We start from the raw sequence: 26,373 nt of genomic DNA on the forward strand, positions 1-26,373 counted from the left end.
AATATGCCTTAGCCGACTGAGACTGTCAGGATCAGAGAGTAAAGAGTAAAAGGCAATCTATTTTGACTTTTAACTTTCTCCTTTTGTTCAACTTTCCACAACGGGAGGTTTAATCTTGACTAAATTGAAAGTTGGTATCAATGGCTTCGGTCGAATCGGGCGACTTGTGCTTCGCGCTGGCATCGATAATCCCAACATTGAGTTTGTGGGCATTAACGACCTAGTACCACCAGATAACCTCGCTTATCTATTAAAGTACGATTCAACCCACGGTAAATTAAAGCACAAGGTTGAAGCTAAGGAAGATGGCATCCTCATTGATGGGCATTTCATTCCTTGCGTGTCAGTGAGGAATCCAGCAGAGTTACCTTGGGGAAAATTAGGTGCAGATTATGTCGTGGAAGCTACCGGACTCTTCACTGACTACGAAGGAGCTGCAAACCACCTGAAAGCAGGTGCAAAGCGAGTGATAATTTCCGCTCCCACGAAAGATCCAGATAGAGTTGCTACCCTGTTAATGGGTGTCAATCATCACCTATTTGACCCTAGCAAGGATATCATTGTTTCCAATGCTAGCTGCACTACAAACTGTCTAGCTCCCATAGCTAAGGTGATTAATGACAACTTTGGGTTGACTGAAGGGTTGATGACCACAGTTCATGCTATGACTGCCACTCAGCCAACTGTAGACGGCCCCAGCAAGAAAGACTGGCGGGGTGGTCGAGGTGCAAGCCAGAATATTATTCCCTCCTCCACGGGCGCAGCTAAAGCTGTAGCACTGGTTTTACCAGAATTGAAGGGTAGGTTAACTGGTATGGCATTACGAGTTCCGACTCCCGATGTCTCTGTAGTTGATTTAACTTTCAAAACAGCCAAAGCCACCAGTTATAAGGAAATCTGTGCTGCCATGAAGGAGGCTGCCGCAGGTTCATTAACTGATATCTTGGGTTACACAGATGAAGAGGTAGTTTCCACAGATTTTCAAGGTGATACCCATTCCAGTATCTTCGACGCAGGTGCTGGGATTGAGTTGAATTCCAACTTCTTCAAGGTAATTGCCTGGTATGACAACGAGTGGGGCTACTCAAATCGCGTGATTGACTTGATGTTGTCTATGTCACAGAAGGAAAAACTCGCATCGACAGCAGCTGTGGTTTGATTAGTCATTAGTCATTAGTCATTAGTCATTAGTCATTAGTCATTAGTCATTAGCTTTTGACTGCTGACTCTTGACTAGGGACTTTTGGGATTTGGGTCAAATGGTAAATACACTTAAAAAAAAACGGAATCTAGTATTTTTATTTAGCAAACAAGTGATATGAAGCACGTGTGAATTTAGATACTTTGTGCGATGTCTACGACGGGCTACGCCTACGCTCAAAGCTGACAAATTTGCAGGTTACTCCTCAACCCCCAATCCCTATGCGTCGAACCAAAATCATTTGTACTGTTGGGCCGGCTACATCTGCACCTGAAAAGCTGCAAGCCTTAGTAGAAGCTGGAATGAACGTGGCACGGCTGAATTTTTCCCACGGAGCTTATGAATTCCACGCCCAAACAGCTCACTATCTCAGGCAGATTAGTACTGAGCAGCAAAAGCCGATCGCTATTATGCAAGACCTGTGTGGCCCTAAGATTCGTTTAGGTATTTTACCACCAGAAGGGTTAAATCTGGAAGCCGGTACTGAAGTTACCTTTGTTTTACAAGATAAGGGTGAGAATATTGACGAAATACCTCTACCATTGCCGACTTTGTTCGCAATGATGCGACCAGGTGAACCGATTTTGATTAACGATGGTCGCGTCAAGCTGATTGTCACCGCTCGCGATGCCGATCGCATTCGCGCCCAAGTAAAAATTGGCGGGTTAATTTCTACGCACAAGGGAGTAAACCTCCCCCAAACTCCTTTACCTGTAAGTTCGATCACCGAAAAAGACTTGCTGGATCTGCGCTTTGGGATTCAGTTGGGTGTAGACTGGGTAGCGGTGTCCTTCGTGCGATCGCCACAAGACTTAGAACCCGCCAGACGAATGATCGAAGCCGCTGGCGCTTCCATCCGCTTAATTGCCAAAATCGAAAGAGCAGAGGCAGTAGAGGAGTTTGACTCCATTTTGAAGGTTGCCGACGGAATCATGATTGCCCGTGGCGATTTGGGCGTAGAAATGCCGATTCATGAAGTTCCTCTGATTCAAAAAGATATAACTCGCCGTTGCAATTATGCTGGCAAGCCAGTGATTACAGCCACGCAAATGCTGGAGTCGATGATTAGTTCCCCCGACCCCACCCGCGCCGAAGCAACCGATGTTGCCAACTCCATCCTAGATGGTACGGATGCAGTAATGCTTTCTGGTGAAACAGCTGTCGGCCAATATCCCATCGCCGCCGTCCAGATGATGCACAACATCGCCGTGCGGACAGAACAGGCTCTAGATGAGAGTAGCAGACATGCCTGGTGTCATGAAGCAGGCAGTCTCAGCGTTACCGAATCTGTGGCAGAATCAGTCTGTCGCATCGCTTATGAAACAGGCTCACGGGCAATTCTCTGTAACACTTCTTCAGGGAATACAGCGAGAATGGTGTCTAAATATCGGCCAACTTCTCCGATTATTGCCCTCACTGCTGACATCACCGCTTACCGCCAGCTAGCACTTTCTTGGGGTGTGGAAGCTTTGCTGATTCCACCAGTCCACAATGCCGAAGAGATGTTTACCAATGTGGTGAACACAGTTGTAGAAATGGGTCTAGCGAATAAGGGCGATAAGGTGGTAATTACCTCTGGTGTTCCAATTGGTAAATCAGGAACAACTAGTTTAATCAAAGTGCATTCCATTGGACAGCCAATTTCGGCATAAGCCACTTAGAATAGGGCTGTGGCTCAAGATAGTAAGCAAAATTGGGCAATGATTAAGAAAAATTGCCAGAATCAGAATTGAAGGAACAGTAAAGAGTGTAAAGAGTGTAAAGAACTGGGGAATAAGTAAATCCTGTAACATTCATCACGGAGTATTTTATGTCTAAGAATTTACTAGAACAATTGCGGAAAATGACTGTTGTGGTTGCGGATACGGGGGATATCCAGGCAATTGAAAAGTTCAAACCTCAAGACGCCACCACCAATCCTTCTCTGATTACTGCTGCGGCGCAAATGTCAGGATATCAGGGAATTGTTGATCATACTTTACTCCAGGCAAAGAAAGATGCCGGAGCCGGAGCCAACCAAGCACAGATAGTTTCTCTAGCTTTTGACCGTTTGGCAGTTGCCTTTGGATTAAAGATTTTGCAAATCATTCCCGGTCGCGTGTCTACGGAAGTGGATGCTCGCTTGTCCTACGATACCGAAGCTACCCTTACTAAGGCACGGGATTTAATTGCCCAGTATAAAGCTGCTGGAATTGGTTGCGATCGCGTTTTGATTAAAATTGCCTCCACCTGGGAAGGCATTCGCGCTGCGGAAATCCTGGAGAAAGAAGGTATTCACTGTAACCTTACCTTGTTGTTTGGTCTTCACCAAGCGATCGCCTGTGCAGAAGCTGGCGTTACCCTAATTTCTCCCTTCGTCGGTCGGATTCTCGACTGGCACAAAAAAGATACCGGACGCGATAGCTACCCAGCAGCCGAAGATCCAGGAGTTTTGTCTGTCACCAAAATCTACAACTACTACAAGAAATTCGGCTATAAAACCGAAGTTATGGGAGCTAGCTTCCGCAACCTTGGTGAAATTACTGAACTTGCAGGTAGTGATTTGCTGACCATTTCGCCGTCACTTTTGGCTGAATTGCAGTCAACTGTTGCAGAACTGCCACGCAAACTTGACCCCGCCAAGGCAGCAAACTTGTCAATCGAAAAGATATCCATTGACAAAGCTACTTATGACAAAATGCACGCGGCTGACCGCATGGCAAATGACAAACTAGACGAGGGCATCAAAGGTTTCACTAAGGCATTAGAAGACCTTGAGAAACTTTTGGCAGACCGACTAGTTCGCCTTGAAGGAGAGGTAGTAGCAAGCCATTAGAAGATAACAATAGTTAGTGGTTGGTGGTTAACCACTAACCACTAACCATTAGTTAGCTGTATCAGCCGTCATCAATAACGACCTCGGATATTTTGGTTTCGTCCGTAGGGCTGCTGTCGTTGGATAAACTGCCGTCCTCTGAACTGCTGCCGTCGTCGAATAAACTGCCGTTCTCGGATATTTTGGTATCGTTCGGGCTGCCGTCGTCGAATAAACTGCCGTTCTCTGAACTCCTGCCGCCGTCGAATAATTTGGTATCGTCCTGGCCGCCGTTGAGCAATCAAAAGCTCTCCGGTTTTACTTCCAACCAGATTGGCATCTGGCGCAACGCTCTGTTCATTCAGAACATGACTTGGAGAAATATCTTTCGCTTCAGCTAATGAGGGCGGAGACACAAAGGCAAATAGCAACATTGCTATTGAGGATAGCTTCCTGAAACCTTTCATGTTTTTGCTTCTCTAAACTTTCGGTAATAACTTTATTAAAACACTTTCAAGTCTGAGAATTATCGCTGGCGCACTTTTTTTAAACTTAATTTGGGATGAAGTTCTGTGTTGCAATTTCACCCTTAGGGATAATTGTAATTTGTTTAAACTTGTGTATATAAATAGTCAATATCTAGCAAAATGTAATTTTTTTCACATAAATAAAGTATACGATTCTTAGTTAAATACGCTAGATTTTTTATTGTGAGATGGGTTGTAAAGCCTTGCTAATTAAGGACTATATGCTCAAAATTTTTAATGAAAGGAAGCCTTAGATCAGACTTATCTCTACTATACAAGATGTATCAAAACTGTATTTAATGCAAACGATAACTGCTAAATATTCGTGAGTGGAAGCTTTGACACTCCTCGGCGTAAACGCACGAGGATTCTTTGATCTACGAGACAACTTGCTCAGACAGGATTTCTCTCTTCATGAGTAGAGGTAGTTTCTCCCAAAGCGTTGCTTGCGTCTAGCGCAAAGGTTCCGGTATGCCCTACCGTACCCAATCCTAAATTAAGGATGTTTATTCCAGCATTGTGATCTCTATCTAGCTTGCAACCACACTGACAAACGTGGGTACGAGTAGATAGAGACTTTTTCACAATGGAGCCACACTTAGAGCATTCTTGCGAAGTGTATGAAGGATTTATCGCAATAGTTATCTTCTTAAATACTTTCCCAAAATACTCTAACCAAACTCTAAATTGATACCATCCCGCAGACGCTCGAAGACTCGCTAACGCTGCGCTATCATTGATTGATTTTGCCAAGCAATGATTTTTGACCATGTTCTTAATCCTCAAATCTGTGCGCTAAGAGCGCCCCGCTTCGCTAACGTAGACGACTACATCGTTTGATGTGATTACGCACCGTGCCAATTTCACAGCATGGTCTTTGCGCTGCCTACTTATTTTGAGGTGAACTCTACCTAATATATTTCTTGCTTTGCGCCTGTTGTTAGAACCTTTAACTTTGCGAGAAACAAGTCTTTGTGACCGGTTCATTTTTTTTTCCCCAGTTCTATAGAACCGAGGATTTTCAACCTTATTGCCAAGGGAATCAGTATAAAAGCTTTCTAACCCGACATCTAGACCAACTGTTTGATGAGATGGTTGTGTGAACTCCTGGCGATTTGCATCAATGCAAAATTGTGCATATATACCATCTGTACGTTTTACCAATCTCACTCGTTTTATCTGGTTTATTTGGTAGAAATGCAGGTCACGAGTGCCTTTAAGCTTTAATCTTCCGATACCGTTTTTATCTGTGAAAGTTATCGATTTACGATTATCTGCAAGCTTCCATCCTGTTGATTTATACTCAACAGAACGACAATCTTTCTGAAATTGTGGAAATCCTTTTTTACCGGATATTTTTTTCTTGCAGTTGTCGTAAAATCGAGATATAGCAGCCCATGCTCGTTCGGCTGCGGCTTGTCTAGCCATTGAGTTTAACTTATTTGCAAAAGGAAATTCTTTTGCTAATAATGCACAATGCCGTGATAATTCAATCCAAGACTTAGCAAGCCCGTCCATCCACAATCTAATGGCTTTGTTCCGAATGAATTGGGTCGTTCGGATTGCCTCATCAATTGCTTGAAATTGCGATGCTTTGCCGTAGGTTTTGAATTCAAAAAGAAGCATGAATATCTTTTATTTCACTTATCTTATTGTAGCACACCCATCATAAGATTATCAATAATTGTCTGGAAAATATAATATAAAGCCGTCCTTTATGACGGGGCTTTTACCCATTTTTTCGGTAAATAATAATCTGTTACCAGGTTTCTACCTCCAACCAACTAGACTCAAATAAACCCTAAATATTTCGAGATCCGATATCCGATCCAAATACCCACAAGGCCCCCGATAACGCTCCATAAAATCGAGGTAATCGAGAACAAACTTCCACCCCATAATATGGGGATATAACTGCCAATAGTAGATCCTAAAAACATTCCAATCCCAATAAGTAATTTATTCATTTGGGGAAAGCCTCAAAAGTAGTTGAAATGAATCGCGATAAATGTCCAGAATTTAGCTTTCAAACGGAAATTCCGTACAGTTGCCACAGCAAGCACTTCTACCTTGCTTGACTATTGAGTCACTGGCAAGGGTAAATTTAAGTAGTCAACGCTAATAACTCTAAAAACTCAATAGGCTAGGGATTTCCAAAATTACTGAATTTATTTATACCGCGAATTATCAGCCAAGCTCCTCCAGACGAGATCAACAACAACGGTGTTAACCAATCACCCCAACGCACATATAAAGTCTGTGTCTGTCGCCGATAAATTGTTTCAGCATGAGTTTCGTAGGTATTATATCCAGATATCCACAAGGTTTTGCCGTGGGGATCTACAAAGGCAGAATATCCGGTATTAGTTGCCCGTGCTGACCATCGATCAGTTTCAATTGCCCGCATGATATCTTGTGCATGATGCTGGAATGGCATAGATGCAGTGTAATGGGCATCGTTAGAAGAACTGAGGATAAACTGCCCACCCATAGCCGCTTGACGGCGAAATTGTTCAGGAAAAGCAGATTCGTAACATATACTAGCGATCGCGCGACCAAAAGGAGTGTCAAATAGCTGATTTGCTGAACCAGGTACTTGGTGTGCTTCCAAAGGCGACAAGCGTTGAACTATTCCCCCTAAAATGCCTTCAAAGGGAATATATTCCCCCAAAGGTACTAATTTGGCTTTATCGTAGCGGCTGACAATTTCACCTTTACTGTTGAAAGTAAACAAACTAATTGTATAACTGTCTCCCCGTTCGCCAAAAGCCCCAATCCAAGCAACTACACCTTTTTCCTTCACGGCTGCAACTAAAGCAGTTGCCAGCAAGTCACGCTGGAAAATAGGTAAGGCTCCTTCTGGGGTGAGGACTGCATCTACACCTTGATTTGCTAAAGTTATATACCCACTGGTGTAATTTTCTTGGGCGCGACGAAACCCTTCGGAACTTCGTAAAAGTCGGTTCGGAATATTACCTTGAATAATCCCTACTTTCAAGGCGGCTTCTGGTAGTTGGGCAATGGGACGGCTGTATAATATAAAACCTATGAGGTGTAAGCTAATTAATAATCCTATGGCGGTAACTAAATATTTATTTACCAACCACAGAGACGCGGAGGACACAGAAGAAATTCTCTCTGCGCTCTCTGCGTCTCTGCGGTTCGTCCATCCTTCTGCAATTAACCCATTAACAGCAACTATTGTCGCTGTCACAGTATTAGGCCCAGAGAGTTGGCCCAAATGTACAATTACGAGATTGTGCGGACTTTGTGTGTAAGCAAGGGAACTCCACCACAGAGGCCCAGCACTCCACAGACTTTCTAAACCGCACCAGACGGCTGTACCAATCAGTATACGTAGCCACGGTTTTTGTCCCGCTAGGCGAACCATTACAGCTGCCCAAATAGCAACGAATACCCCTCCTAAAACACTAATAAATCCCCAACAAAAAAGGGTGATTGCCAAACTCGGCAACCACGGAACGCCTAACCAAGTCATGGGATGAATTCCCGTAATCCAGGATAGAGCGACACCGTGATAACCGATACCCCAAGCGAAGGCATTTTGGATTTTGGATTTTGGATTTTGGATTGAGCTAGAACTAACAACCAAGATCCATAGGGGAGCTAAGGCAATCCAGGCCAAGAACCATGCACCTACTGGGGCTACGGTTAGCCCCATTAAAATGCCGCTAGCTAAGGCAATTAAGCAAGGCAGTAAAGAGATAAACCTCTCCCCCTGCCTCCCCTGCTTCCCCTGCTCCCCCTGCTTCTTACTCTGCTTCTTCTGCATCGACAGCATCAGGTGGAACTATTGCCACTCCGGTAATGGCGTCATCTTCATCTAAACGCTGCACTCTAACTCCAGTTGCCGATCGCGATTGGATAGAAATCGCATTCACTGCTTGACGGATGATAATACCGCGATTTGTCACCATCATGATTTCATCATCATCGTTGTTGACAATGCGTAGGGTTGCCAACTTGTCTTTGTTTTTGCGGTTTTTGAACTTAGTTGCCATTAAACCCTGACCAGCACGGTTTTGCAGCCGGAACTGGGCAACTGGTACGCGTTTACCATATCCTCCCATTGTAATTACCAAGACCCAAGGGCCAATGATGCCACTGCTAGGCACTTCTGCGGACTCTTCATTAATTTCGGTAATTTCGATATCTTCTGTTTCGATTGTTTCGATTGCTTCGACTGCTTCGACTGTTTCGATTGTTTCGATATCTTCAATTTCGGCTTCTATAACTGTATCCAAAGTTTCAAGAATTGCTGCGGGCAGAATATCCATACCCACCAGTTCATCTTTATTTTTCAGTTTCATGGCTTTCACCCCACGAGTCGCCCTACTTAAAGGACGCAGTTGTTCGTGGTTACACCGGAAGTTAATCGCCATCCCGTTACGAGAACCAATGATTACGCTGTCTTCTGGTTTAGCACGTCGCACCCAGCGCAGTTGGTCGCCTTCTTCTAAGGAAATGGCAATCAAACCATTGGCGCGAATGTGACTAAAGGCTGCCAATTCAGTTTTCTTGATATTGCCGCCCTTGGTGAGCATGACCAAATATTCTTCACTGCTAAACTCGTCAACAGGTACAATCGAGGTGATTTTTTCCTCTTTGGGAATCGGTAGCATTTGGACAATTGGTGTCCCACGGCTAGTACGCGAACTCGCTGGAATTTGATAAGCTCTCAGGCAATAAACAACACCACGCTCACTAAAGAATAAAATACTGTCGTGATCGCAGCAAGTCAAAAAATGCTCAATGGTATCATCATCTTTCACCTTGGCTGCGGCTTTACCTCTGGTTGCACGGCTTTGGGCTTCAAAGGTGTTGACTGGCATCCGTTTGATGTAGCCTTGCTCTGTAACCAAAATGATCGCTTTTTCATTGGCAATTAGGTCACGGTCATCTAATTCCCCTTCCCCTGGCAAAATCACCGTGCGGCGGGGTGTGGCAAAGCTAGTTTTGAGTTGTGCAACTTCAGTTTCAATGATTTCTAGCACTCTCTCCCGGCGTGCCAAAATATCTTGCAAATCGGTAATCTTCGCTTGCAATTCATCGTGTTCTAGACGGATTTTGTCTGCTTCTAAGGCAGTCAAGCGCCGCAGTTGCATCTGCAAAATTGCATCTGCTTGTACTTCTGAGAGTCCGTAAGTTGTGATTAATTCGCCTTTAGCTGTGGGTGCATCTGGTGCATGGCGAATCAAGACAATAATTGGATCTAACTGGGATAGGGCAATCAATAACCCTTGCAGAAGATGGTCGCGTTCTTCGGCTTTCCGCAGTTCGTAGCGGGTGCGTCTGGCTATGGATTCGATGCGGAAATCCAAGAAGACTGTTAAGAACTGCTTGAGGGTGAGTACTTGGGGTTCGCTATTCACCAATGCCAGCATATTCGCGCCGAAGTTAGCTTGCAGTGGCGTCTGCTTGTAAAGGTTATTCAGAACGACGCGGGGATAAGCATCACGCTTGAGTTCGATCACAATTCGCATCCCGTCGCGATCGCTTTCATCCCGGATATCTGCAATGCCCTCTAGACGCTTCTCGTTCACCATTTCGGCGATTTTTTCAATCAGCGCCGCTTTGTTGGTTTGATAGGGCAATTCGGTGATGATAATTGCTTCTCTATCTGGGCGTCCCCGTTGTTCAACTGTTTCAATGTTAGCTACACCACGCATGGTAATGGAACCACGCCCGGTAGTGTAAGCTTCTCGAATGGCAGATGTTCCTAAAATCTGCGCCCCAGTCGGAAAGTCTGGGCCGTGGACATACTGCATTAACTCAATGTCAGTGATTTCTGGATTGTGGATCACTGCCACCAAAGCATCAATCAATTCGCCCAAGTTGTGGGGGGGAATATTGGTGGCCATGCCCACGGCAATCCCAGAGGAACCGTTGAGCAATAACTGCGGAATCCGTGCTGGTAAAACTGTGGGTTCTTGCTGGGAACCGTCGAAGTTATCGGCAAAGTCTACAGTTTCTAATTCGATGTCGTGGAGTAGACCAGCACTAGTTAAAGCTTGCAAGCGGCATTCTGTGTACCGCATTGCGGCTGGCGGATCGTTGTCTACCGAACCAAAGTTACCATGCCCGTTAACTAGGGGCGATCGCATCGAAAAATCCTGTGCCATTCGCACCAGGGCATCATATACTGCCGTGTCCCCGTGGGGGTGATATTTACCCAGCACTTCCCCCACCACACGGGCGCATTTCTTAAAGGGGCGATCGTGGAGCAGACCTAGCTCGTGCATTGCGTAGAGAATGCGACGATGCACAGGTTTTAGACCATCCCTGGCATCTGGCAACGCCCGACCCACTATCACGCTCATGGCGTATTCCAGATAAGACTGCGACATTTCGGTTCGCAAGTCTATCGGGATAATCCTCTCCTGTGAGGTTGTCATAACCTAAAAATCTCCAAAAATCGTAGATTTTAGCTTTTTTACTCAACAAAGCGCAAAATTATTCTAAATTGCTCTTGAATAATTGCTATAATTTGATACAATCCTAGCATATATTGCTTTTTTTTGCCTGGGCAGCTAACTCAAGTACCTCGCAAATAAATAGCATATTGAAGAAGAATTCAGAAGTCAGAATCAAGACGCTCTCTAGGAACGCGAACAGCGTGTCGCAGACAGACCTCTTGCTAGCTTGATTCTTTGCATGGCGTAGCCTCTCGTAGAGAAGAGGCTCCGCTATCAATGGGGGATTCAAACCCGCCACTTTCTTGTTGACCACTAAAGAAAATATATTTAGTTGCAGCCAGGAGAAAAACTACCCGAAATGTTAGCAACATCCGATATCGGGCTGGTTGTGCAAAAACACAATGCGATCGTTAAAAGCTTCTGGGTTATTTTCCAGCAAGTCGGAACTCTCTGTACAAGTAACCTGATCAGGGCGATCGCATTTAAATATTGACGAGCTAGGATTTGAGTAGAATTGACCAAGACCCTATTCAGACATGACTTTGAGGAATTAAATATTACCAATTTTAGTAATGATAATCATTATGAGTGTGAAGTTAGAGGCAACCGATGGCTGCCTATCCGAGAACATGGTATTATAACAGTTGCTCCAAAGAAGAATTATCTATGCAAGAAGTTTCTCTAACCAGACTCTTCGGGTAACTTGCTTGTATTCTTGTAGGAGTACACCAACGGCCATTGGTGTCAACTTAAGGTGAAAGCCAGCCTATAACCAGCTTTTAGAGATTGTCTCGTTCCCAGTCGGAGACTGGGAATGCATTCCGAGAGGCTCCGCCTCAAAACTTGCGGCAGAGCCGCGATGAGGTGCATTTCCAACGAGATTTTAAAAGGGTTTTGGCTTAAGTTGACACGCATGACCAACGGCAAGCCCTCCGATGTAAGTATCATAGAATTTTAGGCAAATCAGTTGTAAATCATGCCACCGCGATCAGCCAAAATTTTTATAGATACTCACACAGGTACAGTCAAAATGGATATAAAGAATGGCTTCGTCGGCGCTGTTGGCAACACACCTCTGATTCGCTTAAACAGTTTCAGCGAACAAACAGGGTGTGAAATCCTTGCTAAAGCAGAATTTCTCAATCCTGGGGGTTCCGTCAAAGACCGCGCTGCACTTTACATCATTGAAGATGCCGAAGAGAAAGGTTTACTCAAACCTGGTGGCACCGTTGTAGAAGGAACTGCTGGTAATACTGGCATTGGGCTAGCACATATTTGCAACGCCAAAGGCTACAAATGCCTAATTATCATTCCCGATAACCAGTCACAAGAAAAGATAGATGCACTGACAGCACTAGGGGCAGAAGTTCGTCCTGTCCCCGCTGTACCCTACAAAGACCCGAACAACTACGTCAAGCTATCTGGCAGAGTAGCTGCTGAGTTGGAAAATGCCATTTGGGCAAATCAGTTTGATAATTTAGCCAACCGCCGCGCCCACTACAAAACCACAGGGCCGGAAATTTGGACGCAGACAGATGGTAAAATAGATGCATGGACAGCTGCAACTGGTACTGGTGGTACTTATGCTGGTGTGGCGTTGTACTTGAAAGAACAAAATCCAGCAATTAAATGCGTTGTTGCCGATCCGCTGGGTAGTGGACTTTATAGCTATGTCAAAACCGGCGAAATCAAGATAGAAGGAAATTCTATCACCGAAGGCATCGGTAACGGTCGCGTCACAGCCAATATGGAAGGCGCACCTGCTGATGATGCCATCCAAATTGATGACCAAGAAGCTTTACGGGTAGTTTACCAACTGCTGAGGAAAGATGGACTATTAATGGGCGGCTCAACGGGTATTAATGTTGGCGCAGCTGTTGCCCTAGCGAAGCAGTTGGGGCCAGGACATACCATTGTCACCATTTTATGTGATAGTGGTTCCCGCTATCAGTCGCGGATATTCAACCTTGAATGGCTAGCCTCAAAAGGACTTTCAATAGATTAGTTATGGGGAATTGGGCATGGGGCATTGGGAAAAGACCCTGAGAATGAGAAAGTTCCCCCTCTTCCCATCTGCCTCTCCTCTGTGTCCTCTGCGCCTCTGTGGTACCCTGCGGTCAGCCGCTTTGCGTCTACGTTAAAAAATGTCAAACATAACTCAACCATCAAACTTCCCGATAATAGACCAACCCTCTTCTGCTAGATGTGTGCGAATTTGTCAAAATCGTACTTGTAAAAAGCAAGGTGCCTTCAAGGTATTAGAAGCTTTTACAGCTTTGCCAATCCCTAGTGTAACGGTAACGGCTAGCAGCTGTTTAGGACAATGTGGCAATGGGCCGATGGTGCTGATATTACCCGATATGGTCTGGTATAGCGCTGTTCAACCCGATGAAGTATCTCTACTGATAGAAAATCATTTGCTTGGTGGTCAAAGAATCAAACAGATGCTCTATTATCGGTTTCATCCCCAGAAATAAAGCTAAATTTTCAATATCAAGGTCTGCAATCTTGTTGACTGAAGTGAGGCATCCAATGAATATCCAGCAGCTGCGTCAATCCTTAAAACAAAAGTGGCTCATTTACTACAAGCAAAATATTACCTGGCTGGTCAAAATGCGAATTTGGGCCACTTACGATGGTCTGCGCCGTCCTTTGTCCGGTTTTATTTTGGCAACACTGTCTGTTTTGGAACCCCAATTTGATGAAATACTTTCTTTTATGCTGGATCTGAATAACGATCCAGATAAAATAGTCGCCGCTTTAGGTCTTAACTTCAATCCTGATGAAGAATTACGTTTAATAAAATCAGAGCATTCTATGGCTATAAGCCAAGTTAAAAGCGAGTCGCCAGATGAGAACCATTCTGAGGATAAACATCTGTCATCGGCTGTAACTGCCAGCAAGATTGTGCTTCATTCTCTTGCCAAGACTCTAGACTCCAACTTGTCACGCACCGATCAAATTGTGCCATCAATTACAGCTACCACTGAAGTAGTTCGTACAGGCAAACCTGAGTTGGTAGTTGCATTTGCGACTAAAATTGCTCCAGATACTCCAATGAAAACGCCATCCTCCGGTTTTCTAAGCGAATATCAACCAATAGGTAGCGGCTTTGCAGCTTGTCGTCAGACATCGCACTCGGCGCTGACAATGATCAGTGATGTTAACAGCAAAGCCAAAACCATGCCATCTGTGGCATTAGCTACTGAGGTTAAGAGCAACGCGCCATCTATCCGAATCCCTGTAGGCGCATTGCTTACAATTACCACTGAGATTAACAGTAATGGCAAACCAGTGCGATCGCTAGCAATTACTACTGAGGTTAAAAGCAACGGCAAAGATCCGAATATTCAACCACAAGAGGTTAAAGGTAAAGTGAATTTAACAACCACTAATGCCCGTAGTCTAGCTTCTTGGGTAGATGAATTTTGTGACGGTGCTAGGGATAAAGAGAAAGATATTTTGATTTGAGTTACTTACGGGTACTCGTGAGAAACAAACGGTATTTCTACTATTTCACCCTCAGTTTCTCCCACTTGGACTTTTAAGCCGACGCCACCAGCTTTGGTACGAATGTAACCTAGTCCAAAGTAACCATCAGCGGTTTGGGTGTAACTGGTAAGTTTGCCGACCTTTTCATCTCCAACTGCGATCGCACTTCCAATTTCTGCAGGGGCACTGAGGCGGATACCTAAAAGGTGTTGTTTTACACCTTTATATGTATTTAACCGAGCAATGGTTTCTTGCCCAATATAGCAACCTTTAGTAAAAGAAATTGTTTGCCACAAACCAACTTCCAGAGGATTGTAATCATCTGTGAGTTCCGCATCTGGCGCAGGGCGGCCTTGTAAGATTCGCAATGCATCCCAAGCGCGATCGCTCATTTCTACCGCCCCAGCTTCTAACAATTTGTTCCACACCGTTGTTTTGTCCGTATAGGGAAAAGTGAAGGTGTATCCGGGAGCCGCTAACCCACTACCCACAGCAATCCGCACTCCCTCAGCCGGAGCGATTGTGTATACTTTGTGACTACCGTAAGGTTGGCCGATGAGTTCGCCAATACCCAACTTTTCTAAAACAGCGTCGCTTCCGGGGCCAATCAGGCTGAAGGTGTTGGTGTATTTTGTGATATCAGATAATTCCACCTTATCGGCAAAGAAAATATATTTATCCAGCCATTCCATGAGGTACTGGCGGCGGTTAGGCGAAACCAGCAAGATTACTGCATCTTCTCTAACGTAGGCGGTTGCTAAATCAATTGTCCTGGCTGTGGAAGTGACGAAAACTGTATCACAACCTTGTCCTGGCTTGAGTATTTGGAAATTGTTAGTACTTTGGTTGTGTAAGAAATTGAGGCGATCGTCGCCAGAGACTTTGATACGTCCCCAGGCGGTGCGATCGCATATTGCAACCCCAACTCTGGCGGCTTCGATAGCTGCTGTGTCTTTATCGTCAATTGTAGATGTTGGCATGGTGATGAGAAGTTGCCCTGTTTGAATGTTGTCGCACTGGAAATCTTAGCAAATAAGCGTTTGCGGCTTCAATGCACCTCCGGTTTTTTTCTAGCGTATAATCAAATCAACAGAAAGTGCCGAACAAGAAAAACTTATGAAACGAACTTTTACTGCAAGTGTATGGCAGGAAAGTAACTGGTTTGTGGCACAGTGCTTGGAGATTGATATTGCTAGCCAGGGCCAGACTGAAACTGAGACATTGGCTAATCTTGAGGAAGCTTTGTCACTGCATTTTGAACCACCAGTAGCTACTATTATTCCTCAAATTAAGACACTTCAGGTAGAAATAGGTGCCGCTTAAACCATTACTTGTATCTGCTATAGGAATCCGATTTGATTCCTGAACTTACTTGCGTAGGGAGGAAACAGGGAACAGGGAAGAGATGTGTACTGAGTTGTTTCAAAAATCAAATACGAGTCCTATATTAGAAATTTTCAGGTAATTCTCAGCAGAAATTAATTTAATTATTAGTAAATACATTTAGATTATTATTAGACACAAATTTGCGTAGTTGAGAGTGCAATGAAATAAAAATATTGCTAAATATTTTTGGAATGGCTGTACTTTCCACTGTAGGTATACAACAGAGGTAAGTTCAAGTCAGCTATAACTAAAGATGTAGCGGTTGACAGTAACTTTACATTTAGCAGTCTGATTTTATTGATCAAGCCTTATTAAAAACATCAAGTGCAACCATAACAGTGAAGCAAATCATAAAAGTTTGGATAAATATAGACCCATTTTCCTTACAGTCACGCCTCACGGTTGGTATTGGAGCATTTTCCGCTTTGGTGTTAGGTAGCCTCGCTACATGGACTAGTTGGAAAATGCAGCAAATTTTAGTTGATAGTCATAAATATAATATAGAACAAATCGCCAAGCGCTTGCCGCAAGATGTGCAAATTTATAGTGAAATGATGCAACCTGAAACTGGGTTGCAAAAAGCTATTAATAATTTGGCAAATACCAACACATTATTATGGCTAAAAAGTCCCGATCAGAAAATTTTAGTAAAATCTGCCACTTTAGATTTGTTATCTAATACTACCGTAGCTGAGTTAATGTCCCTGACTAATATGCCGATTAAAGCACAAGTTTACAAAGTAAATGAAAGCTACTTTGTTTTATGTGGTAGTTCTGTGCAAGTCCAGGGTAAGTTACTGGGTGAGTTATTTGTAGTCAAGGATATTACCCGCGAACAGAGAATGTTTATGGTAATGGTGCAGAGTTTAGGTATCACTAGTGTTTTAGCAATTATTGTTTTAACTGCTGCGATCGCATTTTATATTAAGCGTTCTCTGCAACCCCTGCGCCAGCTAAATCAAATGGCTTCTGTGATTTCCGCCGAAGATTTAGGACAAGCACAGCTATATCTTGATAATGCACCTAGTGAAGTTAAAGAATTAGCTCAAACTTTAACCATGCTGTTATCGCGCCTTTCCCAATCATGGGAGCAAGAGCGAGAATTTGTAAGCAATGTTTCTCACGAATTACGCACACCATTAACAATCGTACATGGTTATTTGCAAAGCGTCTTGCGAAGGCAAAATAACTTAACCCAAACACAACAAGAAGCTTTAGAAACTGCGGCATCAGAAGCTGAACGCACTATTCGCCTGCTACAAGATTTACTTGATTTAGCACGAGCAGATAGCGGTTACTTATACTTTCAAATGAAATCTTATGTGCTGAATGATTTGGTTGAAGAAGTTGTAATGATGGCAGAAAAATATAGCGATCGCACAATTAGAATCGAGTCCAAAATTTATCCAATTGAGATCAAAGCAGACTATAGTCGCTTTAAACAAGTGTTATTAAATTTAATTGATAATGCCGTTAAGTATTCTGATGCTGACACACCGATAATTTTTAAGTTAAATCAGCTTCAAGATCAGGCTATTATTCAAGTTGTTGACAAAGGTGATGGCATTCCTTTGCAACAGCAAGCACGGATATTTGAGAGATTTTACCGTGTAGATGAATCCCGCTCTCATACTACTGGGGGTTGTGGTTTGGGTTTATCGATTGTCAAGACACTTGTAGAAGGTATGGGAGGTAGTGTAAGTGTACAATCAAAGTTAGGAGAAGGGAGTATCTTTACAATCAGTTTACCTACATATAGTAGTTCTATCTGATTTGTAAAAATTGAAAGACTCAGATCCCCGACTTCTTGATTTGATTGCAGACATAGTGCAAATGATAGAGAAATTTGGCGTTACTGAATTCCGATCTGAAAATGATTTTGCGTGATTTCATATCATGTCCGCTTGATTATTTATAATTCAATACGCTTGGGTTAAGGCTAAAACCTTGCAATGCAACATCTCACCAAGATTCATACATCAATCCGCAACGCCAGAAATTTAAGCATCGGGTAATCTATTTGGAAATCGCCCCGTTTCCTGTGAGAATAAAGGCAGCCCTCGTTTAACTGGCAAAGCAGGCTTGGGTTTATAGATTGTGAAACAAAACACCTAGCCGAAGGTATGTGAGGCAAAGTTGCCGTCATTTCAGAGCTAGGTTATGGTAGCACTTTTATTCTGACATTACCTGCTTTAGGAGCAAAAATATGACAGCACATATCCTTTTGGTAGAAGATGAAGTCAAACTAGCGCGATTTGTCGAATTGGAACTTAGTAGCGAAGGATACCGAGTGAGTGTAGCTCATGATGGCATTGCTGGTCTAACCCTGGCGCGAGACTCATCACCAGATTTAGCGATTCTGGATTGGATGCTCCCAGGATTGACGGGTTTGGAAATTTGTCGCCGTTTGCGAACAACAGGCAGTACAGTGCCAGTAATTTTGTTGACAGCAAAAGATGAAGTGAGCGATCGCGTAGCAGGATTAGATGCAGGAGCCGATGATTATGTAGTTAAGCCCTTCAGCATTGAGGAACTACTAGCTAGAATTCGCGCTCATCTCCGCCGCACCCAAGAAACAGACGAGGATTTGTTGCAATTTGAAGATTTAAGCTTAAATCGCCGCACCCGTGAAGTATTTCGGGGGAAACGAAGCATTCAGTTAACAGCAAAAGAGTTTGACTTATTAGAATATCTCCTTTCACATCCCCGTCAAGTGTTTACTAGAGATCAAATTTTAGAGAAAGTTTGGGGTTACGATTTCATGGGCGATTCTAATATTATTGAAGTCTATATTCGTTATTTGCGACTCAAGTTAGAAGAAAATAATGAAAAGCGTTTGATTCATACAGTCCGTGGTGTAGGCTATGCACTACGGGAGTAATCGTAATGACGTGGTGATTTCGAGAAAAAGCAACATATTAAAGATAAAAAAGGATCATGAAGAAAAAATGGGCTGTTAAACGACTGACAGTAAATCTCACAACCGAGGAAATGAACAAACTTGAACAATACTGTAGTCTGACAGGAAGACCAGCAACAGATGTAATTCGAGAATTGCTCCGAAGTCTTGAGGTTGACAATGCTGAAAACTCTGAGATGAGAACAGCAGACTCAACAATAACTGTTGGCAGTTGTTCAAAATCACAGTAACGATCCACTCGAATATAGCGTTTCCTAATCAGAATGAGGTACAGCTTAACCTCACCCTCAACCCTTCTTCTTACCAAGGAGAGGGGTTGAGGGTGAGGTTTTGATGTGTACTTCATGCACCTGGGAACTTCTACATCTCAATACGCTTGGGTTAAGGCTAAAAACTAAACGTCTTTACGCCTTTTGCCTTTCCCATGTCTTAACACGCATCGATTGTGGGCATCATAATCCCAATCCGAATAGATCAACTAGCAGCCAGGAAACTCTTTGGCAGCAAGTTTTTCTTCTACACATATAGTATCGACCGATGGCAGATAGTTTTAGACGTTATCTCTTTGTTTCTCGATATAGTTTGTACACTGTGTTTATTTTGGGATGCCTACAGATTCAATTAGGAGTAATCTGTAGCGTAGGTATTTGGATATTATCAGAAGCTAAGTTACAAGCAGCCCAAGCACATCAGACTTGGAAATCACCTTTAGAATTGACCGAGCAAGTCATCATAGTAAATCCTGAGTCAACAGAGCAATACTCAAAACCGCTCCCCTATCGATTTGAGCAAACACCTATTTTGATGGCGGCACCCGAAAACTTCAATCCTGATTTGCGATTACCGCCATCGCTACCCGAACCACCGCAGAATTCTAGCCCACCAACAACTTCCACCGAACCACCACCGCAGAATTCTAGCCCACCAACAACTTCCACCGAACCACCGCAGCAGAATTCTAGTCCACCAACAACTTCCACCGAACCAAAAACGCCGGATGCAGTTTTGGAAAGTATTCATACGGACTATCACTATGAAACAGACAACTTTGGCCAAACAAATTTTTTCCTTGAACCTACAGTTCAGTTTCGATTGAGTAATGGCAATAAAATATTTTTCAAGACAGGTTTTAACTTCTTTGAGCAACGCGGTGTTGAATCGATTACCAATTTTCCCTTACAAGTTGGATGGCAAGGAAAAATTGGACAAGTGACTCTACAAACAGCAGCCGGAGTCGATGTGTTCAATCGTTTACCCACAGCTATCAATCTCAATGTTAAGGTGGAGGTTCCCATTTCGCCGCCGCAAGTTTCGTCATCAGGTCGATTGCTATCGGCAGTAGTACTATCAGGTAATTTAGAACAAGGCCCTTATAAATCCAATGCTCGAACTTTAGACAATCAAATTACTGTTTGGCGATTTGGCCCTGATTTATACTGGCAGATTGACCGTGACACCAGCTTGTTTTCGTCATTGCGTTTGGGTAGTTACAACGATGGTAATTCCGAGGTGCAGTCTTTTAGTAGGTTAGAGCGTAAGTTCGGACAATTTTCTTTGGCAGCTAACTTATTTACTTGGAGTTACGATCGCAATTTAGAACGCACAAGTGGCTATTTTTCTCCACCAGATTTTCTAGTTTACAACGGTGAGGTAGCTTGGGAAGGAGATATTGCTAATTTCTTACGCTGTCGTCTTGCTGCCAACTTAGGACGGCAGCGACTTAAAGGAGAATTTGACAACGCTAATACTTATCAAACGCGCTGTACGGTAAAACTGTCACCCAATATAGAAGCAGACTTGGGCTATAGCTTTAGTAATCTCCAAAATCAAGAAACCGGGGGAAATGCCTACGGTGGTAATTCCTTGACAGGACAGTTGCGAGTCAAATTTTAGGAGGCAGAAGGCAGAAGGTAAACCCGATAAATAATCTCAAATCCAAAATCCAAAATGGTATAAGGCTGAAGAATGAAAGCACCATTACCTGATAACGAAACACAGCGAATCGAATCTCTTTTGCAGTATAAAATCCTCGATACTCGTGCGGAAGCGGCCTTTGACGATTTGACCCGTTTAGCCTCATATATTTGTGGAACTCCCATTGCTTTAATCAGTTTAATTGATAGCGATCGCCAGTGGTTCAAGTCAAAAGTTGGTTTGGATGCCCTAGAAACACCTCGAAATGTCGCATTCTGCGCCCATGCTATTATCCAATCTGAAGTTTTTATTGTGCCTGATGCCACACAAGACGAAAGGTTTGCGACAAACCCGCTAGTCACCTCTGACCCAAATGTTCGATTTTATGCTGGTGTACCGCTGACTAACCCGGAAGGATATGCGTTAGGAACACTTTGTGTAATTGACCATGTACCAAGAAACCTCTCTCCAGAACAATTTGAAGCATTACGAATTCTAGGTCGCCAGGTAATCAAGCAACTAGAAATGCGGCGCAGTTTAGCAACTTTGGTATTGGCAAGTGATACACGCAAACAGGCACAGAAGACACGTAGACAATTTTTAAAAAAAGTTGCCGTCGGGTTTGGGTTGGCGTTGGCAATTTTAGTCTTGATTGGCACGCTCTCATACCAGAGTACGGAAGTGTTGATTAATACTAGTAAAAAGTTGAACAACACCCAACTGACAATCAACAGCTTGCAAGAACTGCTGTCTAACATCAAGGATGCTGAAACGGGACAACGCGGTTATATACTCACTAGACAGGATGCGTATCTAAAACCATATCAGACAGCAATTACTAAAGTTGCCCCCGAAATTAAGGAGCTAAGAAAATTAACAGCAGATGATCCTAAGCAACTGAGTCAACTCAACACCCTTGAATCCCTGATTGCAGTAAAACTCAAGGAACTGAAAAAGACTATCGACTTGCGCCAGAATTTCGGATTAGATGCTGCATTGGAGGTAATAAATACAAATCAGGGAAATAACTTAATGAGTGATATCCGCAATATCATTCGTGAGATGCAAAAAAAAGAGACGGAAGAACTTCAGCAGCAGTTAAAAATCACCAAAACTAGTGCCCGCAATACTCTTTTGATGCAAGCGATCGCTATTTGCCTAAGTTTTCTGATTCTAGCTATAGTCTACTACTTTATTGATCGTGAGGGAAAAGAGCGTAAATTAACAGAGGAAACACTGAAGCAAGAACGCAACTTTATCTCAGCAGTCCTTGATACAACCAGCGCTTTGGTAATAGTTCTTGACCCAAAAGGGCAAATCGTTCGCTTCAATCAAGCTTGTGAACAAACCACTGGTTACTCATTTGATGAGGTGAAAGGAAGGCATTTCTGGAACCTGTTTCTACTTCCTGAAGACATAGAGCCGGTTAAAACAGTTTTTGAAAAGCTGCGATCTGGTGAAGGGCCTAACGAATACGAAAACTATTGGGTAACTAAAAATGGTAGTCGGCGGCTGATTGCCTGGACTAACACTACCTTACAAGACCATGAGGGCTACGTTGAATACATTGTTGCCACAGGTATTGACATCAGCGATGTCTTCGAGGAACTTCGCTTACGCAAACGCACTGAACAGCATCTGAAAGCAGAGTATGCTACAACTCGCCTCTTAGCAGAGTCAACCACAATCAACGAAGCCATGCCCCAAATCCTGCAAGGAATCTGCGAAAGTTTGGGATGGGATTTAAGTGAATTTTGGCTGCTAGATCAGCGAGCAAATCAACTGTCCTTGCTAAATGCATGGTATAAAATCTCCTTCGAGATGCAAGAATTTGACATCCTAAGTCGGCAAATTACGTTTACACCAGGAATTGGGCTGCCTGGTCGTGTCTGGGCTAGTCTTGAACCTGTTTGGATCGCTGATGTCGTTAAAGATCAGAATTTCATTCGCTCTCAAATGGCTGCCCAAGCAGAACTGCACGGAGCTTTCGGTTTTCCGATCCGTAGTGGTAAAAAAGTTATCGGTGTCATTACCTGCTTTAGCCATAAAATCCAGCAAGCTGATCCAGATTTGGCAAAAGTCATGAATTCTATTGGTGAGCAAGTAGGGCAGTTTATCGATCGCAAGCAAGCAGAAGAAGAACTCCAACGTCAAAATTTGCGATCGCAACTATTTACTGAAATTACCCTCAAGATTCGTCAGTCTTTGCAAATCAAAGAAATTCTCCAAATCACTGTTACGGAGGTGCAAAAAATTCTCCATAGCGACCGAGTTTTGATTTATCAGCCTTTGGCAGATGGATCTGGAGCCACCGTGGTTGAGGCAGTAGTTTCTGGCTGGCTGGCAATTAAAGAGAAAAAGCTCACCGATACTTACTTTCAAGCCGAATATATACAACAGTACTATCTACAGCAGTACCGTCAAAAACCGAATCTGGGGCTGGCTGAATTGGATATAGTTGAAGTCCAAAAAAACCATATCGAATTACTGCAAGAATTTGGAGTCCAGTGTAATTTAGTCATACCCATTCTTGTCAAAGAAGAACTCTGCGGTTTACTGATTGTCCATCAGTGCGGCAGTTCTCGCCAATGGTCTAGTTTTGAAACTCATCTTTTACGGCAAATAGCTGACCAAGTAGGTATTGCTTTAGCCCAAGCCCAAATGTTAAATGCAGAAACTCAACAGCGACGAGAACTCGAAATTGCCCGTCAGCAAGCTGAATTAGCTTCTCAAACCAAAAGTGCTTTTTTGGCCAACATGAGCCATGAAATTCGGACTCCGATGAATGCTGTGTTGGGCATGACAAGCTTAATGTTAGAAACTCCCCTCAACTCGGAGCAGCGGGATTTTATCGAAACAATTCGCATTAGTGGAGACGCTCTCTTAAGCCTGATCAACGAAATTTTGGATCTGTCCAAACTAGAGGCTGGGGAAATGGCACTAGAAACTCTAGATTTTGACTTATCTACTTGTGTAGAAGAGGTGTTGGAATTATTGGCTCCCTCAGCCCATCATAAGGGATTAGAAATTGCCGCGTTGATCTATCCCAACGTCCCCACCTACCTCCAAGGCGATGCTGGCCGTCTGCGGCAAATTCTGATGAACCTAATCAGCAATGCAATCAAGTTCACCAGCAATGGAGAGGTAGTATTACAAGCAGAATTGCGATCGCTTTCCCTGACTTCAGCCAGCATCTATTTTACGATCACAGATACCGGTCTTGGCATTACCCCTGAAGACCAATGCAAACTCTTTAGGCCATTTACGCAAGTAGATGCTTCCACCACCCGTAAATATGGCGGCACAGGTTTGGGATTAGCCATCTGCAAGCAACTGGTAAGCTTGATGGGAGGAGAAATGGGCGTAGAAAGTCGGTTGGGGAAAGGATCTAAGTTTTGGTTTGAAGTAACTCTCGCCCAGCAACTTGACGCTATTTCCTTAGAAGACGAACGCGAACTTTTGCTCAATCGGCGCTTGTTAGTAGTGGATGATAATGCTACTAATCGCAAAATCATCCACTATCAAGCTACCCGTTGGGGGATGCTAGTGGATCAGGCTGCTTCGGCTACTACTGCACTCATTGCTATTCAGGAGGCTGCCAAGCAAAAAAATCTCTATGATGTTGCGGTGATTGATATGCAGATGCCAGAAATAGATGGCATGACCTTGGGAGAACAAATTAAGGCAAATTCAGCGATCGCTAGGCTACCTTTAATTATCCTTACTTCTACTAATCAACGAGATGAAATCCAACGATCGCTAAAAATAGGATTTGCGGCTTATTTGGTCAAACCTGTTAAGCCGTCCCGACTCCTCAATACCATCATCACTCTCTTAGGAATGCAGCCGGCACAAGAGGAGACAGAATTCAAAAGTCAGGAGTTAAAACTAGAAAATTACGAAAACAACAGCAACTATTATTCTCCTGCCTTCTGGCTCTCGGCTCCCGGCTCTCCCAAACTTAGAATTCTCTTAGCTGAAGATAATCTGGTGAATCAAAAAGTAGCCCTGAAGCAACTCCAAAGCCTGGGTTATAGCGCTGATGTCGCTGCTAATGGCAAAGAAGTATTACAGCTATTAGAAAAAATTCCCTATGATTTGATTCTGATGGATTGTCAAATGCCAGTTCTCGACGGTTTAGAAACTACAAAACAAATTCATCGTTGGCAAGAAAGCAGCTTTGCTAGCAGTCGCCGTCCTGTGGTAATTGCAATGACAGCTAATGCGATGAAACAAGACCAACAAATGTGTCTAGATGCCGGAATGGATGACTATTTGAGTAAGCCAGTAATGAAAGAAAAATTGGCGGCGACGCTAGAGCATTGGGGAAGTGTGATATTCAGGGCAAAAGAAACAACTGCCACAGAACAGACAGTTTCTACCACAGATGTCGGTTCAGTTGACCTGGCAATTGATTGGGAACGTTTGCATCAACTCTCAGAAAACAACCCAGAATTTGAATTGGAACTACTGCAAATATTTGTTGAAGATATTCAATCTCGTCTAGAGGTAATTAAAATAGCGATCGCAGATTATGACTTTGAGCAAATAGCGCTCCAAGGCCATCAAATTAAAGGTTCTAGTGCCAATATGGGAATTACAACCATGCATCTGGCAGCAGAAAAACTAGAACAACTAGCTTACAAGCAAGAGCGTCGAGGTACCACTAACTTAATCTTAGAGTTAGAAGAGTTTGTTAAACGCATCCAAGAATTTTTGGACTGTAAAGATAGTAACGCCAAAACCTGAAAAATTAATAATATTTATTAATAAATTAACAGTCACTATTTTTTCTGAGTCAGCATGAAAAATATTTATTTTCCATTTCTCATTACTCATTTCCTATTTTCCAGATAGAACTTGCCAACAACTGGGAATAATAACTTTGATGTACTAAAAGTATATTCGGCGAGTTAGCTGCATCATAAGCTAAGATATTTTAGCCTAAATGTCAGTTAAATGCATCACCTTCTATTCCCAATTGATTCCCGAAAAGTGAGGTTTTCTTAATGAGTCAGATGAGTAAAGACGATGTACGAGAAAGACTTGGCAATATCGATCAGATCCGCGATATTATTCTTGGAACACAGCTAAGAGAGTACGACAATCGATTTAGCAAGCTGGAGTCAGATATATCTCTCCTGCAACAACAGATGCGATCGCATGTCGATCAACTCAAGTCCAACTTTTCGGGTGAACTAAAAGCGGGATTTGAGTCGCTGGATAAAAAGCTGAAGTCACTCAACCTGTCAACTCAAGAAGAAACTCTTGACTTACGACAACAGGTTGATAGACTTAATAAAAAGTTCTCTAGCAGCGTTCAGTCGCTTGATGAAACCTTAGATAGCCAAACTACCTCGATTCGAGATGAAATCTTTCAGACTAAAGTCCAATTACAAGATGATGTCACGGCATTACGTGATCTGATTTTAGAAGAAATAGATCGACGCTTCTCGCAGTTGACAGACACTAAAGTTTCTAAAGACGATATGGCTGAAACTTTGTTTGCCTTGGGAATGCGTCTGAAAGAAACTGAATTTATTCCTAAATTGCGAGAAGCAGCCGATGAACACAGCGACGAATATACTGCTGTACCGCTTCTAGAAACTGCAAAGTTGTCAAAAGTGTTAACTCACTCCAACAGTACGGCAGAATTGCATTTGTAATTAAGTCAGAGGGCAAAGAGAGATAAGGGTGATGAG

At 43.3% G+C, this 26,373-nt stretch carries 18 protein-coding genes and 1 pseudogene; 14 read left to right on the forward strand and 5 right to left on the reverse strand.

All coding sequences use genetic code 11. The features are described 5' to 3' along the window. Positions 1 to 115: 115 nt before the first annotated feature. From gap to V7K62_RS21140, 3 genes are all read left to right on the forward strand, one after another. A complete protein-coding gene (gap, locus tag V7K62_RS21130) occupies positions 116 to 1,159 on the forward strand; it encodes a type I glyceraldehyde-3-phosphate dehydrogenase (protein ID WP_334867474.1) in 1,044 nt (347 codons plus the stop codon). 263 nt (positions 1,160 to 1,422) lie between these two features. Next, the gene (pyk, locus tag V7K62_RS21135) at positions 1,423 to 2,853 is read left to right on the forward strand and encodes a pyruvate kinase (protein ID WP_334867962.1); all 1,431 of its coding nucleotides are present in this window, start codon (positions 1,423 to 1,425) and stop codon (positions 2,851 to 2,853) included. A gap of 158 nt (positions 2,854 to 3,011) precedes the next feature. Further along, positions 3,012 to 4,016, forward strand: a complete 1,005-nt coding sequence (locus V7K62_RS21140; protein ID WP_334867476.1) for a transaldolase — start codon at positions 3,012 to 3,014, stop codon at positions 4,014 to 4,016. A 71-nt stretch (positions 4,017 to 4,087) separates the two neighbouring features. Here the strand turns inward: V7K62_RS21140 and V7K62_RS21145 are convergent, their stop codons facing one another. From V7K62_RS21145 to gyrA, 4 genes and pseudogenes are all read right to left on the reverse strand, one after another. After that, on the reverse strand, positions 4,088 to 4,462 hold the full coding sequence (locus V7K62_RS21145; RefSeq protein ID WP_334867478.1) for a hypothetical protein: 375 nt from the start codon (positions 4,460 to 4,462) through the stop codon (positions 4,088 to 4,090). A 437-nt stretch (positions 4,463 to 4,899) separates the two neighbouring features. Continuing rightward, positions 4,900 to 6,148: pseudogene (locus tag V7K62_RS21150) on the reverse strand (RNA-guided endonuclease InsQ/TnpB family protein). Between the two features lie 517 nt (positions 6,149 to 6,665). Further along, a complete protein-coding gene (lnt, locus tag V7K62_RS21155; protein WP_334867480.1) occupies positions 6,666 to 8,315 on the reverse strand; it encodes an apolipoprotein N-acyltransferase in 1,650 nt (549 codons plus the stop codon). Further along, positions 8,296 to 10,938: a DNA topoisomerase (ATP-hydrolyzing) subunit A gene (gene gyrA, locus V7K62_RS21160; protein ID WP_334867482.1), complete on the reverse strand. Its 2,643-nt coding sequence runs from the start codon at positions 10,936 to 10,938 to the stop codon at positions 8,296 to 8,298. The genes lnt and gyrA overlap by 20 nt, the downstream gene beginning before the upstream one ends. A gap of 379 nt (positions 10,939 to 11,317) precedes the next feature. Here gyrA and V7K62_RS21165 point away from each other — a divergent pair, with 379 nt between their 5' ends. The 4 genes from V7K62_RS21165 (at position 11,318) to V7K62_RS21180 (ending at position 14,430) form a co-directional block, all read left to right on the forward strand. Then, the gene (locus V7K62_RS21165) at positions 11,318 to 11,452 is read left to right on the forward strand and encodes a hypothetical protein (RefSeq protein ID WP_334867484.1); all 135 of its coding nucleotides are present in this window, start codon (positions 11,318 to 11,320) and stop codon (positions 11,450 to 11,452) included. A 537-nt stretch (positions 11,453 to 11,989) separates the two neighbouring features. Beyond that, positions 11,990 to 12,964: a cysteine synthase A gene (locus V7K62_RS21170; RefSeq protein ID WP_334867964.1), complete on the forward strand. Its 975-nt coding sequence runs from the start codon at positions 11,990 to 11,992 to the stop codon at positions 12,962 to 12,964. A gap of 139 nt (positions 12,965 to 13,103) precedes the next feature. Then, positions 13,104 to 13,436, forward strand: a complete 333-nt coding sequence (locus tag V7K62_RS21175) for a (2Fe-2S) ferredoxin domain-containing protein (RefSeq protein WP_334867486.1) — start codon at positions 13,104 to 13,106, stop codon at positions 13,434 to 13,436. Between the two features lie 55 nt (positions 13,437 to 13,491). After that, complete coding sequence (locus tag V7K62_RS21180) at positions 13,492 to 14,430, forward strand: DUF5331 domain-containing protein (protein WP_334867488.1); 939 nt, start codon at positions 13,492 to 13,494, stop codon at positions 14,428 to 14,430. Between the two features lie 5 nt (positions 14,431 to 14,435). On the opposite strand, the gene ygfZ is transcribed toward V7K62_RS21180, so the two are convergent. After that, entirely contained in the window at positions 14,436 to 15,431 is a 996-nt protein-coding gene (gene ygfZ, locus V7K62_RS21185; protein WP_334867490.1) for a CAF17-like 4Fe-4S cluster assembly/insertion protein YgfZ, read from the reverse strand. A 136-nt stretch (positions 15,432 to 15,567) separates the two neighbouring features. Here ygfZ and V7K62_RS21190 point away from each other — a divergent pair, with 136 nt between their 5' ends. From V7K62_RS21190 to V7K62_RS21220, 7 genes are all read left to right on the forward strand, one after another. Continuing rightward, complete coding sequence (locus V7K62_RS21190) at positions 15,568 to 15,774, forward strand: type II toxin-antitoxin system HicB family antitoxin (protein ID WP_334867492.1); 207 nt, start codon at positions 15,568 to 15,570, stop codon at positions 15,772 to 15,774. Between the two features lie 401 nt (positions 15,775 to 16,175). Next, on the forward strand, positions 16,176 to 17,609 hold the full coding sequence (locus V7K62_RS21195; protein ID WP_334867494.1) for a sensor histidine kinase: 1,434 nt from the start codon (positions 16,176 to 16,178) through the stop codon (positions 17,607 to 17,609). 434 nt (positions 17,610 to 18,043) lie between these two features. Beyond that, positions 18,044 to 18,718 carry a response regulator transcription factor gene (locus V7K62_RS21200; protein ID WP_334867496.1) on the forward strand — a complete coding sequence of 225 codons (675 nt, stop codon included), beginning with the start codon at positions 18,044 to 18,046 and terminating at the stop codon, positions 18,716 to 18,718. 56 nt (positions 18,719 to 18,774) lie between these two features. Next, the gene (locus V7K62_RS21205) at positions 18,775 to 18,987 is read left to right on the forward strand and encodes a CopG family transcriptional regulator (protein WP_334867498.1); all 213 of its coding nucleotides are present in this window, start codon (positions 18,775 to 18,777) and stop codon (positions 18,985 to 18,987) included. A 307-nt stretch (positions 18,988 to 19,294) separates the two neighbouring features. Then, positions 19,295 to 20,650 carry a hypothetical protein gene (locus tag V7K62_RS21210; protein WP_334867500.1) on the forward strand — a complete coding sequence of 452 codons (1,356 nt, stop codon included), beginning with the start codon at positions 19,295 to 19,297 and terminating at the stop codon, positions 20,648 to 20,650. A 72-nt stretch (positions 20,651 to 20,722) separates the two neighbouring features. Next, positions 20,723 to 25,420 carry a response regulator gene (locus tag V7K62_RS21215; protein WP_334867502.1) on the forward strand — a complete coding sequence of 1,566 codons (4,698 nt, stop codon included), beginning with the start codon at positions 20,723 to 20,725 and terminating at the stop codon, positions 25,418 to 25,420. Positions 25,421 to 25,680: 260 nt separating this feature from the next. Then, positions 25,681 to 26,337, forward strand: coding sequence for a hypothetical protein (locus tag V7K62_RS21220; protein ID WP_334867504.1), 657 nt, complete (start codon positions 25,681 to 25,683; stop codon positions 26,335 to 26,337). Positions 26,338 to 26,373: the final 36 nt, after the last annotated feature.

Source organism: Nostoc sp. (assembly GCF_036917935.1).
GTDB lineage: Bacteria > Cyanobacteriota > Cyanobacteriia > Cyanobacteriales > Nostocaceae > Nostoc.

What these genes read in the sequence shown, in the direction of transcription:
- pyk (WP_334867962.1), top strand. Translation starts at nt 1,423, where the DNA reads ATGCGTCGAACCAAAATCATTTGTACTGTTGGGCCGGCTACATCTGCA.
- V7K62_RS21140 (WP_334867476.1), top strand. Translation starts at nt 3,012, where the DNA reads ATGTCTAAGAATTTACTAGAACAATTGCGGAAAATGACTGTTGTGGTT.
- V7K62_RS21145 (WP_334867478.1), bottom strand. Translation starts at nt 4,462, where the DNA reads ATGAAAGGTTTCAGGAAGCTATCCTCAATAGCAATGTTGCTATTTGCC.
- lnt (WP_334867480.1), bottom strand. Translation starts at nt 8,315, where the DNA reads ATGCAGAAGAAGCAGAGTAAGAAGCAGGGGGAGCAGGGGAAGCAGGGG.
- gyrA (WP_334867482.1), bottom strand. Translation starts at nt 10,938, where the DNA reads ATGACAACCTCACAGGAGAGGATTATCCCGATAGACTTGCGAACCGAA.
- V7K62_RS21165 (WP_334867484.1), top strand. Translation starts at nt 11,318, where the DNA reads ATGTTAGCAACATCCGATATCGGGCTGGTTGTGCAAAAACACAATGCG.
- V7K62_RS21170 (WP_334867964.1), top strand. Translation starts at nt 11,990, where the DNA reads ATGGATATAAAGAATGGCTTCGTCGGCGCTGTTGGCAACACACCTCTG.
- V7K62_RS21175 (WP_334867486.1), top strand. Translation starts at nt 13,104, where the DNA reads ATGTCAAACATAACTCAACCATCAAACTTCCCGATAATAGACCAACCC.
- V7K62_RS21180 (WP_334867488.1), top strand. Translation starts at nt 13,492, where the DNA reads ATGAATATCCAGCAGCTGCGTCAATCCTTAAAACAAAAGTGGCTCATT.
- ygfZ (WP_334867490.1), bottom strand. Translation starts at nt 15,431, where the DNA reads ATGCCAACATCTACAATTGACGATAAAGACACAGCAGCTATCGAAGCC.
- V7K62_RS21190 (WP_334867492.1), top strand. Translation starts at nt 15,568, where the DNA reads ATGAAACGAACTTTTACTGCAAGTGTATGGCAGGAAAGTAACTGGTTT.
- V7K62_RS21200 (WP_334867496.1), top strand. Translation starts at nt 18,044, where the DNA reads ATGACAGCACATATCCTTTTGGTAGAAGATGAAGTCAAACTAGCGCGA.
- V7K62_RS21205 (WP_334867498.1), top strand. Translation starts at nt 18,775, where the DNA reads ATGAAGAAAAAATGGGCTGTTAAACGACTGACAGTAAATCTCACAACC.
- V7K62_RS21210 (WP_334867500.1), top strand. Translation starts at nt 19,295, where the DNA reads ATGGCAGATAGTTTTAGACGTTATCTCTTTGTTTCTCGATATAGTTTG.
- V7K62_RS21215 (WP_334867502.1), top strand. Translation starts at nt 20,723, where the DNA reads ATGAAAGCACCATTACCTGATAACGAAACACAGCGAATCGAATCTCTT.
- V7K62_RS21220 (WP_334867504.1), top strand. Translation starts at nt 25,681, where the DNA reads ATGAGTCAGATGAGTAAAGACGATGTACGAGAAAGACTTGGCAATATC.